This is a genomic window from Proteus vulgaris (assembly GCF_011045815.1).
In the GTDB taxonomy this organism is placed as follows: domain Bacteria; phylum Pseudomonadota; class Gammaproteobacteria; order Enterobacterales; family Enterobacteriaceae; genus Proteus; species Proteus vulgaris_B.
This window is the reverse complement of the sequence record NZ_CP047344.1, coordinates 354808-369742: the sequence shown is the minus strand read 5'-3', so window position 1 is coordinate 369742 and position 14935 is coordinate 354808. Positions and strand designations below refer to the sequence as shown.

Sequence of the window (14935 nt, the reverse complement as noted above, 5' to 3'; positions counted from 1 at the left end):
ATATTGTTATTAATTAAATAGGGCAAGTTGCTGTTGTAGCGAACGATAAGGATATTGCTGTGTGATTTGCTCAACTTTCTCCACACTTAGATGAAGTTCATACATTAAAATGGCTTTTCTAGGATGATAATTAACCATTTGTAATAGTGTTCTGGCTCTTTCATTGGAAATTCCACACACTTCGCTAACAATACCTTCAGCACGACGTTGTAATTTCTCATTACTCGCAATCACATCTACCATCAGGTTTTTATGCACTTTACCGAGCTTAGTCATTACACTGGTGCTTAACATACCCAAAATCATTTTTTGAGCAGTACCACTTTTCATTCTTGTAGAGCCAGTTAATACCTCTGCGCCTACGTCTGGTGCAATAGATAAATCAGCAATCTCACTCATCTCACTTTTTCCACGCGTGGTAATAGATATTGTTAACGCTTTTAATTCCTTGCCATATTGCAACGCGGCAACCGTAAAAGGAGTTCGACCGCTTGCAGCAATACCAATAACGACATCTTTATCACTAACATGGCGACGTTGAAGCTCTTCAATTGCCGCCTCTTGGCTATCTTCAATATTTTCAACTGCTTTTAGCATTGCATCATGACCGCCTGCAATAATTGCCTGCACTAATGTAGAAGGTACACCAAAAGTTGGCGGACATTCGGCACTATCTAATACCGCTAATCGCCCACTCGTTCCTGCACCAACATAAAAAATACGCCCACCTTTTTGCAAACGTTCAGTAATTTTTTCTACCGCATAGGCAATAGCTGGTAATTCTTTTTTGACTGCATTTGCAACCGTCATATCTGCACTATTGATTAATGTGACCAATTCCAATGCACTTAACTCTGAAAATTGGGTTGTTTCTTGGTTACTTTCATTTTTAAGACATTGGCTCAATGCATCTTCTTTCATCACAACAACCTTATGAAACCAAATTTCAATTAAAAATACATTTAATGAAATTATATTTCAATCCTATTTGTCCTGATGGTGTGAAATAAATCACATAATACGAGATCTTTTTCTGTAGAGAAAAATTTAATAGTCATCACCAATATAATTTAATTAATTGATTTTAATTGAGTTCTCTCAATTATCTTATGAGCTAGATAACTGAGAGAATAGAAAGGAGTGGTTATGAAAAAGGATATTACTTTGCTTGTGACAAAAACTGCCCAAACTCTTCAATACTCGGATAAGAAGATTGTGTGCCTTTTCCGGCGACACTTAAGCCTGAAAACATCACTGCTTTATTTAATGCTTCTTCAATATTATTAGTGTGAACATAATAATGAGAAAAACAACCAATAAAGGCATCGCCTGCTCCACTGGTATCTATTGCATCAACTTCAATAGCAGGAATATATTTTTCAATTTCACCATTCATCCATAATGCGCCTTTCTCACCTAATGTGACGATGACATTCTTAAAGCCTTTTTGTAGTAAAGAACAAGCGGCTTCGCGAATTTCATCCATTGTGGTGATTGGCATACCTGTCAAAATTTCAAGCTCTGTTTCATTCGGAACAAAAAAGTCACAACGGGCAGCAATATCAAGATCTAATGCTTTTGAAGCAGGTGCAGGGTTAAATAACACAGGAATATGGTGTTTGTTACCAAACTCAATGGCGTGATAGACCGTTTCAAGCGAGATTTCTAATTGCAGTACAATTATTTTGCATTTTTTCAGGCTATCTGCCGCTCTATCAATATCTTCTGGTGACAAATGTTGATTAGCACCCTTAACAATTAAAATACTATTTGATGATTGAGAAGTCACAAAAATAGGTGCAACACCGCTTGTTGTACCCGGCACTTTTTCAACATAGCGTGTGTTAATGCCATAAGATCCTAAATTCATGATGGTGTTATCCGCAAAAATATCATCGCCGACTTTAGTTAACATCATCACTTTTGAATTTAATTTAGCAGCAGCAACCGCTTGATTTGCTCCTTTACCACCACAACCAATTTTAAATGCCGGCGCCTCAAGGGTTTCACCCTCTTTTGGCATCCTATCTATATAGGTGATCAAATCCACCATATTTGAACCAATCACTGCGATATCCATAGCGCCTCTTACTCTTATGTAAAATTTATAAATGTGAAAATAGTGACATTGTGATAGATGTATAACAGTATCATGTTATTTAAATATCATTTGTGATTGTTATCTCGTTAAAACAGCACTAATATGTTGCCAAACTAACATGAGTGATAAATAACAATCTTCTTATTAAGGAATATACAATGCGTCCATTAGCTAATTATATCGATCATACCCTTCTTGCTGCAGATACAACTGAAGCACAAATCAAGAAATTGTGTGCTGAAGCAGCTGAACACGGTTTCTTCTCTGTTTGTATTAACACTTCTTACATCCCTTTAGCAAGAACTTGCCTTGAAGGAAGTGATGTAAAAGTATGTTGTGTTATCGACTTCCCATTTGGTGCTGGTTTAACTGCAACAAAAGCATTCGAAGCCGCTGAAGCTATCCGCCAAGGCGCACAAGAAGTCGATATGGTTATTAACATTGGCATGTTAAAAAGCGGTCGTTTAGACTTCGTAAAACAAGATATCGAGGCCGTAAAAGCGGCTTGTGGTAACACAACACTGAAAGTTATTTTAGAAACTTGCTTATTAACTGACGACGAAGTACGTTTAGTGTGTGAAATGTGTCGTGAGATCCGCGTTGATTTTGTGAAAACATCAACAGGATACAGTACAATGGGCGCTACAGAACATCATGTTGCATTAATGCGTAAAACAGTGGGTGACGAAGTGGGCGTAAAAGCGTCTGGTGGTGTTCGCGATCGCCAAACAGCATTAAACATAATCAAAGCAGGTGCAACTCGTATTGGTGCTAGCGCAAGTGTCGCTATCGCAACAGATTCAGATGCACCTGAATCAAACTACTAAATAGTTTAGCGTATATTTTCTTGGAGTACGCTATTCAATAACACAAGGATCCTTCGGTGATAGAGACCAAACAGCACGAACGTTTGCGCCGCCTCAGTGAATGTATAAAACGCTCAGGTCGCATACATCTTAAAGACGCCGCGAGGATCCTTGAAGTTTCTGAAATGACGATTAGACGCGATCTTAGTTCTGACGCTGAAAATCCGTTTCCAATGTCACTATTGGGTGGCTATATTGTTGCATTAGCCCAACCTCATTCTGGATTAATTTCAACATCATCCGATATTATTACACCAGATCAAACGGAAGAACTTCATATCCCCAATCTTGCCGCCGGTATGGTCTCTGAAGGTGATGTCCTTTTTTTCGATAATGGGCAATTTATTCCTACACTGATTGAACTTATACCTGATAATCTGCATTTCACGGGGATCTGTTATTCTCATCGTGTATTTTTAGCATTAAGCCAGAAAAAAAATGCCACTGTCTTACTTTGTGGTGGTGAATATCGTTCTAAAAGTGATTCATTCTACAACCCTACCCAACCTTCTTATCTTGATAGCATTAATCCTAAAAAAGCCTTTATTGCAGCTGAAGGTGTCCATCTCGATTTTGGTGTTACCTGTTATAACATCGACGATCTTTATATGAAGAAAAAAGCGATGGATAAATCTATTCGTAAGATCTTACTTACCAAATACCACTATTTTGATGAAACAGCGACAGGTAATATGGGCGATTTAGCTCAGTTTGATGTTGTTATCACTGATAGAAAATTAACAGATGATTACGAAGATTATTGCCGAAAAAGCTCAGTAAAAGTAATTTATTAATTAAAAATAAAGTTCTAACTAAAATGAAGAATAAAGAAAAGTGAGTCTTAGATTAAATCGATTATATTTATTCTTTTTATAAAAAATAAAGAAAAAAAACACCACTTTTTAATTGCTAAAGCAAAAAAAAGTGGTTACTATGCCCGCGATTTATTATTTCTTATCCATTTCACTTAACTGCAAGGAGGTATCCCATGATAACTACAAATATGAATACTCTTTGCGGACAATCTCAGAAGTAATCTTTTTTCCTTCTTTTTGCTGTCCGCCAATCAATTTATTTTTTATCCTTTACATTATATGGATTGGTATATGGACAAGTGTGTTCATTATTTATCTGATAGCGTTTGTTATATCGCATCAGATAATACTTGGATTGAAAGCAAAGCAATCCAACAATTAGAAACAACCGCTCAACTTCCTGATATGACTTATGTCGCAGGTATGCCAGATCTACATCCTGGTCGTGGTTATCCTATTGGTGCAGCCTTTTTTTCTGTTAATCGGTTTTACCCTGCCTTAGTCGGGAATGATATCGGTTGTGGCATGACACTCTTTCAAACTGAATTTAAAAACAACAAACTCAACTTAGATAAAGCAGAAAAACAGTTGAGTGAAATGAGTGATATTGCACCTTCAGAATGGTTAGAATCTCATCTATCGACTGAAATGCAAAACCACTCTTTTGCTGGCTCTTTAGGCTCTATTGGTGGTGGTAATCACTTTGCTGAATTCCAGCAAATTGACCAAGTGATTAATGAAACGCTTTTCGCTGAAAGCGGTATCAATAAAAAACAGTTATTACTCTTAGTCCACAGCGGATCACGTGGTTTAGGGCAATCTATCTTACGCTCTCACACAGAACAATTTGGTCATAAAGGGCTAGTTGCAAACACTGATGATGCAAATGAATATTTGCAAGCTCACAATAAAGCACTTGATTATGCAAAACTAAATCGTCGCCTTATTGGTGAAAGAATGATGCGCCAAATTCATACTCAAGGTGAAGTTATTTCTGATGTTAATCATAATCTTGTAGAGCCTTGTGAGTTATATGGTCAACAAGGTTGGTTACATCGAAAAGGTGCAACCCCCGCACATCACGATATAGTGGTTATTCCGGGATCACGCGGTGATTATAGCTATATTGTTAAGCCAATTGTGTCTGAATTAAGCCTTCATTCATTACCACATGGCGCAGGCAGAAAATGGATGCGTACAGAGTGTAAAGGACGTTTATCACATCGTTTTACACCCTTACAACTTTCACGAACTGCACTAGGTAGCCGTATTATTTGCGCCAATAAACAACTGATTTATGAAGAAGCACCACAATCTTATAAATCAATTGAAACTGTGATTGAAAGTATGGTCAGCATTGGATTAATTGAGGTTATTGCTCGTTTAAAACCCGTGATCACCTATAAAACAAGTGGGGAGATGGCGTAATGTTATTACAATTCACCTCCGCACAAGGCCCTGAAGAGTGCTGTTTAGCCGTTGAAAAAGCCTTAAATTATTTTTTGAAATCAACATTAAAGCAACAAGTTAACGTGACAATACTTGAAAAAGAGCCTTCTCGTTATGGCTTAAAATCTGCATTAGTGTCTCTTGAAGGTACTGATGCACAAGCTATCGCCCAACAGTGGGCTGGTTCAGTACAATGGCAATGTGCAAGCACGTTACGACCACGGCATAAACGTAAAAACTGGTTTATTGGTGTTGCCTGTTTTGAACAACCTGATGAAATTAATGACAAAGAAATTATCTTTGAAACTATGCGTTCAAATGGTCCCGGTGGTCAGCATGTTAACAAAACAGAATCTGCAGTCAGAGCAACACATATTGCCACAGGTATTAGTGTAAAAGTGCAATCAGAACGTAGTCAGCACGCTAATAAAAAGCTTGCTAAGCAACTTATTGCATGGCATTTAGACGCTTATATGATGAAGCAACACGCCTCATTAAATAGTCAACGCCATATTGCTCATCATAGAGTTATCAGAGGTGATGCCACACTCTGTTTTAGTGGTAATGACTTTGTTCTTATAAGCAAATAATGTTATTAATCTAACAAAAGCAAAGCCACGATTTTTAATCGTGGCTTTTTTTAAGACAGAAATACCCTACAATAAGATTTTTTAAATTAAAAAATCAATAAAGCGTATAGTGAGTTTTAATAAATAAATCTTACAGTTAATATACTTATTCTATTTAATCTTATTTATTTTAATAACATCATACTTATTCAAATATAAACGTTATTAATAATGATTAATTAAACGGATGCAGGTGTATTTCTCATTTTAACGGCGAATGTCACAACAGCAGAAGCGACTAATGCAATTATCATAAACATAAATGCACTGTCATAACTGCCACCACTTGCTTTAATTAAGAAGCCCATAACCGGTGCGGAAACAACACCCGCCATTTGACCACCAAAGTTAACAATTCCCGAAGCACGGCCCATGATTTTATTTGGGATAGTATCCATCAAAATACCCCAGAACATTGCCATGGCGAAGAACATAAATAATGCTGAAATACACTGATAAACTACTGCCATATCAGCACTTTCAACGGTGTAGGTCATATATAAAAAGCCTGCTGCAATTACTGCGGTAACCATATACAACCATTTACGTTGTGATTTACATTTATCAGAAACATAACCGCCTAATAATGTCCCACCCGCACCAAATAAGAATGGAATAGCCGCCATTACCCCTGTTTTCGCCAAAGAGAATTCACGAACAGTAATTAAATAGCTTGGTAACCAAGTTGAAAATCCCCAAAAGGTGATATCAAACAGAAACCAAATAGCAGCCATTTGCCATAACACTGGCATTTTTAACACATCTTTAAAAGGGACGGCCTCAACAGGTTTATCCGTTAATGTACCATCTGCCGCTAGTTCATCGAGATCTTGCTGAGTAATACTTGGGTGATCTTTTGGATTATCGCGAGTGAAGAAGTAGATACCTGCGGCAATTAATAAGCCCGGAATACCTAAAACAATAAATACCATATGCCAGCCAAAAGCGCCGATAATACTGGCTGCAACAATTACGGCTAATGCAGGCCCTAAAGTATTTACGGTTGATTGAATAGCAGTAGCACGACCACGCTCTTTAGATGGGAAATACGTTGAGATCATTTTCCAAGAAGCGGATGGAAAACAGCCTTCACCAATACCAAATAAGAATCGTACCGCTAACATTAACGGTAATGTAAACACCATTCCCGTTAAACTGGTAAATACTGACCACCAAGCGATCCCTATTGCCATAATTTTACGTGCACCAAAGCGGTCAGCTAAAAAACCACCTGGTATTTGGAATGCGGCATAACCGACAAAGAAGGCACTGATAATTAAGCCTTGTTGAGTGGTATCAAGATTAAGATCACGCCCAATAAAAGGTAACGAAACACTCATCACCATTCTATCTAAGAATGAAAGTAACCATGCTAACCAAATCAAAGATAAAACGGTGTAACGAGCTTTCCATGTCTTCTTCTGTTGAAGGTCTGGAATAATATTTGAACTCATTTTCCTGTTCCTCAGGTAAGGGGAAACCATCACGGTTGAAGAACAACCGTGATAAACAGAGATAAGGTTTAACGTTTAAGAGCGCTATTGTGTTGTTATGCTCTTAAAACATGACCGCTACAGGCGTAACTTTCGACTCCATTAATTAAAGCGATACGCCCATTGACCATCACCAGATCAATTCCTTCTGGATATTGGTTTGGTTCAACAAACGTGCCTTTATCAATAATGGTTTCAGGATCAAGCATCACAATATCTGCTGCATACCCTTCTTTAATCAAACCTCTATCGGTTAATCTAAGGACTTCAGCGGGTTTACCTGTCATTTTGCGGATAGCTTGTTCCCAAGTGAGGCATTTTTCTTCTCTAACGTATTTCCCTAAAACACGAGGGAATGCACCAAATACTCGGGGATGAGGTTTTCCTGCGCCCATTAATCCATCTGTACAGACGTTTTGCTCAGGGCGACATAAAAATTTGATAACGTGCTCTTCTGTACCATAAAAATCCACCATACCTACCGCATTTTCTTCTTCGTATAGCAGGTCAAAGGTTGCGTTATAGGGATCTTTACCTCTCAATTTGCCTAGCTCGACAAGGCTAAGTCCAACAGCATCTTGGTTTTTTTCTGTTTTAGAACTAGTGACATAAATATTTTCTAATCCTGCGAAATCAATAAAGTTATCCCAACCTGGGATGCCTTTTTCGATATCTTCAATCATCTTTTTACGCAGTTCAGGAGAGGCTAAACGTTCTAATAGTTTCTCTGTACCCCCTGCATGAACCCAAGGCGGTAAAATTACTCCAAGCATGGTACTGCCTGCCACATACGGATATTGGTCAAAAGAGATACGAATACCCTCTTTTTGGGCTTGCTCTAACATACCGAGCATTTCATCGATTAATCCCCAGTTTTTCTTACCGCATACTTTCATATGAGAAATATGCAACCAAACACCGGATGCTTTAGCGATATCAATAAGCTCTTGAGTAGACTGAATAATATCGTCAGCTTCACTACGTTGGTGAACAACAAAAATACCATTATGCTTCGCGGTAACCTTACAAAGCTCGATCATTTCGGCGGTATCGCCAAAGGCACAAGGCATATAAATCAATCCTGTTGATAAACCAAATGCCCCTGCTTTTAATTCACGCTCTAAGATCTCACACATTTTGGCGACATCTTCACGAGTAGAGGGATTACCTTCTAATCCCATTGCTTCCATTCTGATATTGCCATGAGGCACAAGGTAAGCGAGATTGGTTGCAGAGCCTCTGGCTTCCAACATCCCTAAGTAGCCTTCGGTATTTTTAAAATGCCAATCAATACTGTCAGAATCTCCATCTAACCCCGCAATATTCTTACGCCATGCAGAAATATACTGCTCTGGCAATGGTGCTAACGCGACACCATCTTGCCCTAATAATTCCGTAGTGATCCCTTGACGGATCTTTGCCGATAATGCGGGATTAAGTAGAGCAGAAAGATCAGAGTGAGTATGCGTATCAATAAAGCCAGGACAGACTATCTTCCCTGTAGCATCAATTATTTGATCATTTGTTTTTGTCTCAAACTGACCGATTTTTATTATTTTTCCTTCATTAACCACGACATCAGCTTGAAATGCACTTGCCCCTGTTCCATCAATAACAGTGGCGTTTTTAAATATTGTTTTCATTCTGTTATTTCTCCAAAGAGCATCTGGCTATTTCGCCAGATACTCTTCTAGTAAGGATTTATTTGAGTAAGAATTAAAGGTGATAAAGGCTGTTCATAATGCTGTAATAACCGCTTGCTGCACCTTTGAGTTGCTCAATCTCGATATATTCATCAATGGTATGTGCTAAATTTTCGCGAGATGGACCAAAACCAATCGTTTTAATACCCGCTTCACCCGCATAATGGCTACCGTTGGTACAGAAAGAGTATTGTGTGACCGTTGGTTTGAAACCAAATTCATGTAACCCTTTTAAAACACTTTGCACATAAGGGTCACTCTCTTCTAATACCCAACCAGGGAAGAAACGCTCACCTTCAATAGTCGCACCGGTGTAACATTTTTCAGTACCATAGGCATAAGAGACTTTGGCTTTAAAATCCGCATCTTGAGAAGCGAGTTCATCAATGGCTTTTTGCAGTGGTGCAAGCACGCCTTCTTTTGTTTCACCGACTAATAAACGACGATCGTAAGTGGCTCGACAATACTCAGGTACAACAGAAGCTCCCGGATAAGGCGCTGATTTAATATCCGTCAGCTCTAAGATCCCTTTTCCTAATATCGGATGAACAGGTGGCGTTAATGCTCTGATCTTCTCGATCAGTTTTGCCATTTTATACACTGAGTTGATCCCAGCATCTGGGTTGGCGGAGTGCGCTGGCTTACCAAAGGTTTCAACAACAATTTCGGCACGGCCACGTTGCCCTATTTTCAGGTTTAATTCAGAGGCTTCACCAATCACCACATAATCGGGTTTATAGCGCTCTGAAACCAGTCTTGCCGCCACACCTTCAAAGCATTCTTCATGTACAATACAAGAGACATAAATACGGCCAGCAAAATTACGCTGATTATCTTGACCATAAAAACCAATTGCCGAAATCATCGCAGCCACAGCACCTTTCATATCACTAGTACCACGACCATAAATCTTGCCGTCTTTTATTTCTGCACCATAAGGTTTTTCTTTCCAGTCTTGCTCACTTACTGGAACAGTATCGATATGACCATCAAAAATAAGGGTTTTCCCTGGGTGTTGGCCTATAATTCCACCAATAATATTGCCGTATTTATCAATATGAATGTCATCAAAATCATAGTTTTTCATCATCTCTTCTATGACCTTAACAACGTTACCTTCTTCACCCGAATAGCTTTTTTGTTGGATTAATAATTGGCAATTCTTAATAACTTCATCAAATCGGTTTGCTGATAACATACTTTTTCACTCCAAAAGACTTATTTGTTTTTTAAAATTGTTTGAAGCTAGGCAACTCACCATCCCACACGATATCGCGATAACGCTCAGGATCTGTGTCACCTTCAGTGCTTATCACAAGCACTCTTGCATTTTCATCTAATCCCAGCTCTTCTTTCACACTTTGATAAACCGGTGATTGCATTAAAATAGAGAGCAATCCTGTTGTCACAGCGCCAGATTCACCAGAAATGATGTGCGGATCACCGGGTAAAGGGTTCCCTAAAATCCGCATTCCCCTAGTCGCGACGGCATCAGGGCAAGAGAAAAATGCCGCTGAATAATCGCGTAACAAATTCCAACCAATACTATTCGCTTCACCACAAGCAAGCCCCGCCATAACGGTTTGTAAATCTCCGCCAACAGGAATGGCATCCGCTTTTCCTGATACGGCAGATTGATATAAACAGTCGGCAATACGTGCTTCTGCCACAATCACTTTAGGGGCTTGTTTGCCATAAGCTGCGGTTACCATGCCTTGCACCATACCCGCAAAAGAGCCCACGCCGGCTTGTACAAAAATATGCGTCGGTGGTACTTCATGTAATTGCGAGAGAGATTCCAGCATTAAAGTGCCATAGCCTTGCATGATCCATAAAGGGATCTCTTCATAGCCATCCCATGCAGTGTCTTGAACCACGATCCAGCCATATTTTTCAGCCATTTCCGCTGTCATTCTCACTGCATCGTCATAGTTCATATCAACGATTTCAGCGACTGCGCCTTCTCGTAAAATGGCATCTAAACGTTCTTGTGATGATCCTTTTGGCATATAGACCACCGCTTTTTGCTTTAACTGTCTTGCCATCCAAGCAACGCCACGTCCATGATTCCCGTCAGTGGTTGTCGCAAAAGTTACGCCATTTAGCTTTTTCCTGATCTCATCACTGATCATTACCTCATAAGGTAATTCACTTATGTCCATTTCAAGAAAATCAGCGATATGGCGCGCCATCGCATAAGCACCACCTAACGCTTTAAACGCTTTTAAACCAAAACGGAAAGATTCATCTTTGAGATATAACTCACCAACCCCTAAAGTTTTAGCTAACTGGGGTAAATGAAATAACGGTGTAGGTGCGTATCCTGGAATAGTTCTGTGAAAATCTAACGCTTTGGCTAACTCGTCATAATGAAAAGGGGCAAGCTCAGCGGTTGGTTTTCGCGTAAATGAACTTTGGTTAATCAGGTACTGCAATTGCTCCTGCATGGAATTACCTCTTAATCACACTTTAAAATTCGCGATAACCCAATATCGCGATTAATCGGAATACATAGGGTTATCCCCTATATCGCAATATGTATGCCAACTCACTCAAAAAGCATCTAATAAAAATATAATTAATTGATTTTAAATATATTTATTACTTTAGTGATTAAGAGGTAAAATTTCTGATACAGAAAAGCTGTGATCTAGGCGGTTTTATTTAGTTGATAAATTATCAATAATAAGAAACTGTGTGAGCTTTATACAAAATCAAACTAACCATTTAATAAATAACAATTAAATAAAACATCAAAAATAGACGATGATAATTCATTATCAATAATGATAATTTTAAGGTGAGAATGTGATGCACTCATTACTTAGTACACTGCAAGATGAAATCAGCAAATATACCGATGCCATTGCAGGGATCACTGGCACTGATGTTGAAATTATTGATAACAATTTAATTCGTATCGCAGGTACGGGACGTTACCGCTATATGCTCAATCAAGATGTCTCCAATAATGGGCATATTTATCGCCATGTGTTGCAAGTACAAAAGACTATTTTGATTGAAGATCCGAAAGAAAATAGCCTCTGCCAACTTTGTCAAAATCGCTTAACCTGCACTGAAGAGCTTGATCTTAATGCCCCTATTTTTCTGAATAACCAAGTTATTGGTGTAATTGGAATTATCTGTTCTAACCGAGAACAAAAAATGTTTTTGATGAAGCAAAAACAAGCTTTTATCACCTTTATCGAACAGTTTTCAGAAATGATCTCAAGCCGTATTTTTGAATGCCTTGAAAGGCTTCGTGAACAAGAGCGATTTGGCACTTTTCGAAATTTAATTGATGTGATGGATAGAGGTGTAATTGCTATTGATAGCCAAGGTAAGATTTGGCATGCCAATCTTTCTGCTTTGCGTTTTTTTGATTGTGAGCTTATTGGTCAGTCTCTTGATATCGATATGACTGGCGATATCCTTTATGGTGATGAAGAAGCGTGGCTGATATTAAACCAGCAACGCTATCATGTTCTGTGTAAAAAAATCACCTTTTCATCAGTTGATAACGACCAACTTACCATGGTTATCTTTCATGATGCCCGTGATTATATGACGCAGGTAAATGCCCTTTCCGTTGATGAAAATCCCCACTCTCCTTTAATTGGTAATTCACAAAATATGCTTCACTTAAAAAGCATGCTAAGTAAAGTTGCCGTAAGCCATGCCAGTGTGCTTATCACAGGAGAAAGTGGCTCAGGTAAAGAAGTGGTTGCTTATACTATTCATCAACAAAGCCTACGCACAAAGCAGCCTTTTATTACTATTAACTGTGCTGCTATTCCTGAACAACTCTTAGAAAGCGAGCTTTTTGGTTATGTGCGTGGCGCTTTTAGTGGTGCTGATCCTAAAGGGCGTATTGGTAAATTTGAATTAGCTCATGGTGGTAGCCTATTTCTTGATGAAATTGGTGATATGCCTTTGCATTTACAAGCCAAACTTTTACGTGTACTCCAAGAAAAAAGTATTACCCGTGTTGGCTCTAATAATCTAATTAATATTGATGTGCGTATTATTGCCGCCACAAACAAAGATCTGCGTGAAATGGTAAATAAAGGGCAATTTCGTGAAGATCTATTTTATCGTCTCAATGTTGTTCCGATCCATACACCAGCATTACGTGATCACAGAGAAGATATTGCAGAGCTTGCACAATTCTTTGCTGATAATCTGGCTTTAACCTATCAAAGGCCTTCCACGAAGATCCCCAACGTTGTTATTAACTACTTATATTCCTATGATTGGCCCGGTAATATTCGCGAGTTACGCAATGTGATTGAATATATGTATGTTATGCAAGGGGATACCATCGATTTAAATCTCAGCCACCTTCCGCCTTATCTGTTAGAGGCTTCTCATGGTGATATATTAGAAAAAGAAAATCTTAGTCGTATCTATACCAAAACTAACACATCCCATGAACATCAAACTCAGTCCTTAAACACACAAGAACTTCTCAAAACTAAAAGCTTAACATCAGAGTATCAAACCATTATGGGCATATTAGAAAAAACAGGAACAACATTGGAAGGAAAGAAGAAAGCAGCAAAGATCTTAGGAATAAGCATTGCAACCTTATATAGGAAAATGAAAATACGATAAAAGTCATTTAAAATTAATTTTTATTTAATCAAAAGATTTAAATAAAATTGAAAGTTTTAATAAGAATTATTTACACTAATTATTCTATCTAGATTATTAAAAACTCTTCTTTTAATGACTGCCTTTTATAAAGTATTGTCACCATGATATTTTAATCTTAATGCTATTTGTAACAAAATATATTTTCCATAAAGTAAATTTAAACTATCTCCCTTTCTTCCTTTCATCACATAAAAAGCTAACCACATGAAAAATAATCATAAATAATTTTATTTTCATTATCTTATTAATGTTTTTTCTAAATTACATAAGAAAACTTTGTAACACTGTACATGAGACATTATTCAATAAACTACATAGAATCCACCTGTACAGAAATTGAAGTCATTTTCTATATTCAGAATTAGTATTAATTATAAAAAGCAAAGTAATAAGAGTTGATTGTGAATTTTATGATTAATACTAAAAGCTATTGTATCTAAGATTATATTTCTATTAGAACTATCTTTTTTAATTTCTTATATCTATTGGTTATTTTAGTTAACTTATTAGCAATAAGGATAAGCGGATCTTAGAGTAAATAGCACTTAATATGATTTATTAAATACTATTTATATCAATCACTAGGGGTCAACAATGTCTATTTTTACAAAAAAATTACTTCCAATGGCTTTCGTTATTTCAGCAATAACGGCAAGTGCAACAGTTTCTGCTGAAGAGCAAACAGGACAAATTTCTTTTACTGGTTTAATTTATGCATCAACTTGTACCATTGATATTAATGGCACTGGTTCTGATGGTAACGTTAATATGGGGCGTTATGCTACCAGTGAATTTGACGGTGCAGGTAGCGAAGTAGGAGGAACTGGCGGTAATGGTAAATTAGATATCTCTTTAATTAATTGCCCACCTCAAGGCAAAGTTAAATTAAAACTAGAGGGTAAAACAGATAATAGCTCTAACCAAATTTTGGCATTAGATAATCCTAATGATACTAACACCGCAAAAAATGTCGGTATTCATATTTATGATCATAATGATTTAGATACTCCTTTCAATATCAATTTTTCTGAAGAATATGAAATAAAAGATAATGGCGACCTTAAATCTAAAACATTATCTTTTATTGCCAAATATGTCAGCACTGATAATGACGTTGAAGCAGGTCGTGCTGATGCAACATTAAATTATACTCTGACTTATCAATAATAAATAAATGCAGGTTAATTATTATATTAACCTGCATCTATTAAAGAGGTACTTTT

General features: G+C 37.6%; 12 protein-coding genes. 6 read left to right on the top strand and 6 right to left on the bottom strand.

Features of this window, described 5'->3' with window-relative positions; all coding sequences use genetic code 11:
- Positions 1–9: 9 nt before the first annotated feature.
- On the bottom strand, positions 10–921 hold the full coding sequence (gene murQ, locus GTH24_RS01855) for an N-acetylmuramic acid 6-phosphate etherase (protein WP_115351179.1): 912 nt from the start codon (positions 919–921) through the stop codon (positions 10–12).
- 238 nt (positions 922–1159) lie between these two features.
- A complete protein-coding gene (gene rbsK, locus GTH24_RS01850) occupies positions 1160–2080 on the bottom strand; it encodes a ribokinase (protein ID WP_164525881.1) in 921 nt (306 codons plus the stop codon).
- 179 nt (positions 2081–2259) lie between these two features.
- On the opposite strand from rbsK, the gene deoC reads away from it, so the two are divergent.
- From deoC to prfH, 4 genes are all read left to right on the top strand, one after another.
- Positions 2260–2928, top strand: a complete 669-nt coding sequence (deoC, locus tag GTH24_RS01845) for a deoxyribose-phosphate aldolase (RefSeq protein WP_164525880.1) — start codon at positions 2260–2262, stop codon at positions 2926–2928.
- A 56-nt stretch (positions 2929–2984) separates the two neighbouring features.
- A complete protein-coding gene (locus GTH24_RS01840; RefSeq protein ID WP_115351181.1) occupies positions 2985–3761 on the top strand; it encodes a DeoR family transcriptional regulator in 777 nt (258 codons plus the stop codon).
- A 312-nt stretch (positions 3762–4073) separates the two neighbouring features.
- Complete coding sequence (locus tag GTH24_RS01835) at positions 4074–5210, top strand: RNA ligase RtcB family protein (RefSeq protein WP_072069518.1); 1137 nt, start codon at positions 4074–4076, stop codon at positions 5208–5210.
- Positions 5210–5821 carry a peptide chain release factor H gene (prfH, locus tag GTH24_RS01830; RefSeq protein ID WP_072069519.1) on the top strand — a complete coding sequence of 204 codons (612 nt, stop codon included), beginning with the start codon at positions 5210–5212 and terminating at the stop codon, positions 5819–5821. Before GTH24_RS01835 ends, prfH begins: the two co-directional genes overlap by 1 nt.
- A gap of 218 nt (positions 5822–6039) precedes the next feature.
- On the opposite strand, the gene GTH24_RS01825 is transcribed toward prfH, so the two are convergent.
- The 4 genes from GTH24_RS01825 to dpaL all read right to left on the bottom strand — a co-directional run bounded on the left by GTH24_RS01825 (position 6040) and on the right by dpaL (position 11503).
- A complete protein-coding gene (locus GTH24_RS01825) occupies positions 6040–7314 on the bottom strand; it encodes an MFS transporter (protein WP_164525879.1) in 1275 nt (424 codons plus the stop codon).
- Positions 7315–7409: 95 nt separating this feature from the next.
- Complete coding sequence (locus GTH24_RS01820) at positions 7410–8996, bottom strand: N-acyl-D-amino-acid deacylase family protein (RefSeq protein WP_072069521.1); 1587 nt, start codon at positions 8994–8996, stop codon at positions 7410–7412.
- 73 nt (positions 8997–9069) lie between these two features.
- Entirely contained in the window at positions 9070–10254 is a 1185-nt protein-coding gene (locus GTH24_RS01815) for a YgeY family selenium metabolism-linked hydrolase (protein WP_164525878.1), read from the bottom strand.
- A 31-nt stretch (positions 10255–10285) separates the two neighbouring features.
- On the bottom strand, positions 10286–11503 hold the full coding sequence (gene dpaL / locus GTH24_RS01810) for a diaminopropionate ammonia-lyase (protein ID WP_115351184.1): 1218 nt from the start codon (positions 11501–11503) through the stop codon (positions 10286–10288).
- A 364-nt stretch (positions 11504–11867) separates the two neighbouring features.
- Here dpaL and GTH24_RS01805 point away from each other — a divergent pair, with 364 nt between their 5' ends.
- Together GTH24_RS01805 and GTH24_RS01800 are read left to right on the top strand one after the other, a co-directional pair.
- Positions 11868–13670 (top strand): sigma-54 interaction domain-containing protein, encoded by a 1803-nt coding sequence (locus tag GTH24_RS01805; RefSeq protein WP_164525877.1) that lies wholly within the window; start codon positions 11868–11870, stop codon positions 13668–13670.
- A 636-nt stretch (positions 13671–14306) separates the two neighbouring features.
- Positions 14307–14879, top strand: coding sequence for a fimbrial protein (locus GTH24_RS01800; protein ID WP_072069524.1), 573 nt, complete (start codon positions 14307–14309; stop codon positions 14877–14879).
- Positions 14880–14935 lie beyond the last annotated feature (56 nt).

What these genes read in the sequence shown, in the direction of transcription:
- murQ (WP_115351179.1), bottom strand. Translation starts at nt 921, where the DNA reads ATGAAAGAAGATGCATTGAGCCAATGTCTTAAAAATGAAAGTAACCAA.
- rbsK (WP_164525881.1), bottom strand. Translation starts at nt 2,080, where the DNA reads ATGGATATCGCAGTGATTGGTTCAAATATGGTGGATTTGATCACCTAT.
- deoC (WP_164525880.1), top strand. Translation starts at nt 2,260, where the DNA reads ATGCGTCCATTAGCTAATTATATCGATCATACCCTTCTTGCTGCAGAT.
- GTH24_RS01835 (WP_072069518.1), top strand. Translation starts at nt 4,074, where the DNA reads ATGGACAAGTGTGTTCATTATTTATCTGATAGCGTTTGTTATATCGCA.
- prfH (WP_072069519.1), top strand. Translation starts at nt 5,210, where the DNA reads ATGTTATTACAATTCACCTCCGCACAAGGCCCTGAAGAGTGCTGTTTA.
- GTH24_RS01825 (WP_164525879.1), bottom strand. Translation starts at nt 7,314, where the DNA reads ATGAGTTCAAATATTATTCCAGACCTTCAACAGAAGAAGACATGGAAA.
- GTH24_RS01820 (WP_072069521.1), bottom strand. Translation starts at nt 8,996, where the DNA reads ATGAAAACAATATTTAAAAACGCCACTGTTATTGATGGAACAGGGGCA.
- GTH24_RS01815 (WP_164525878.1), bottom strand. Translation starts at nt 10,254, where the DNA reads ATGTTATCAGCAAACCGATTTGATGAAGTTATTAAGAATTGCCAATTA.
- dpaL (WP_115351184.1), bottom strand. Translation starts at nt 11,503, where the DNA reads ATGCAGGAGCAATTGCAGTACCTGATTAACCAAAGTTCATTTACGCGA.
- GTH24_RS01805 (WP_164525877.1), top strand. Translation starts at nt 11,868, where the DNA reads ATGCACTCATTACTTAGTACACTGCAAGATGAAATCAGCAAATATACC.
- GTH24_RS01800 (WP_072069524.1), top strand. Translation starts at nt 14,307, where the DNA reads ATGTCTATTTTTACAAAAAAATTACTTCCAATGGCTTTCGTTATTTCA.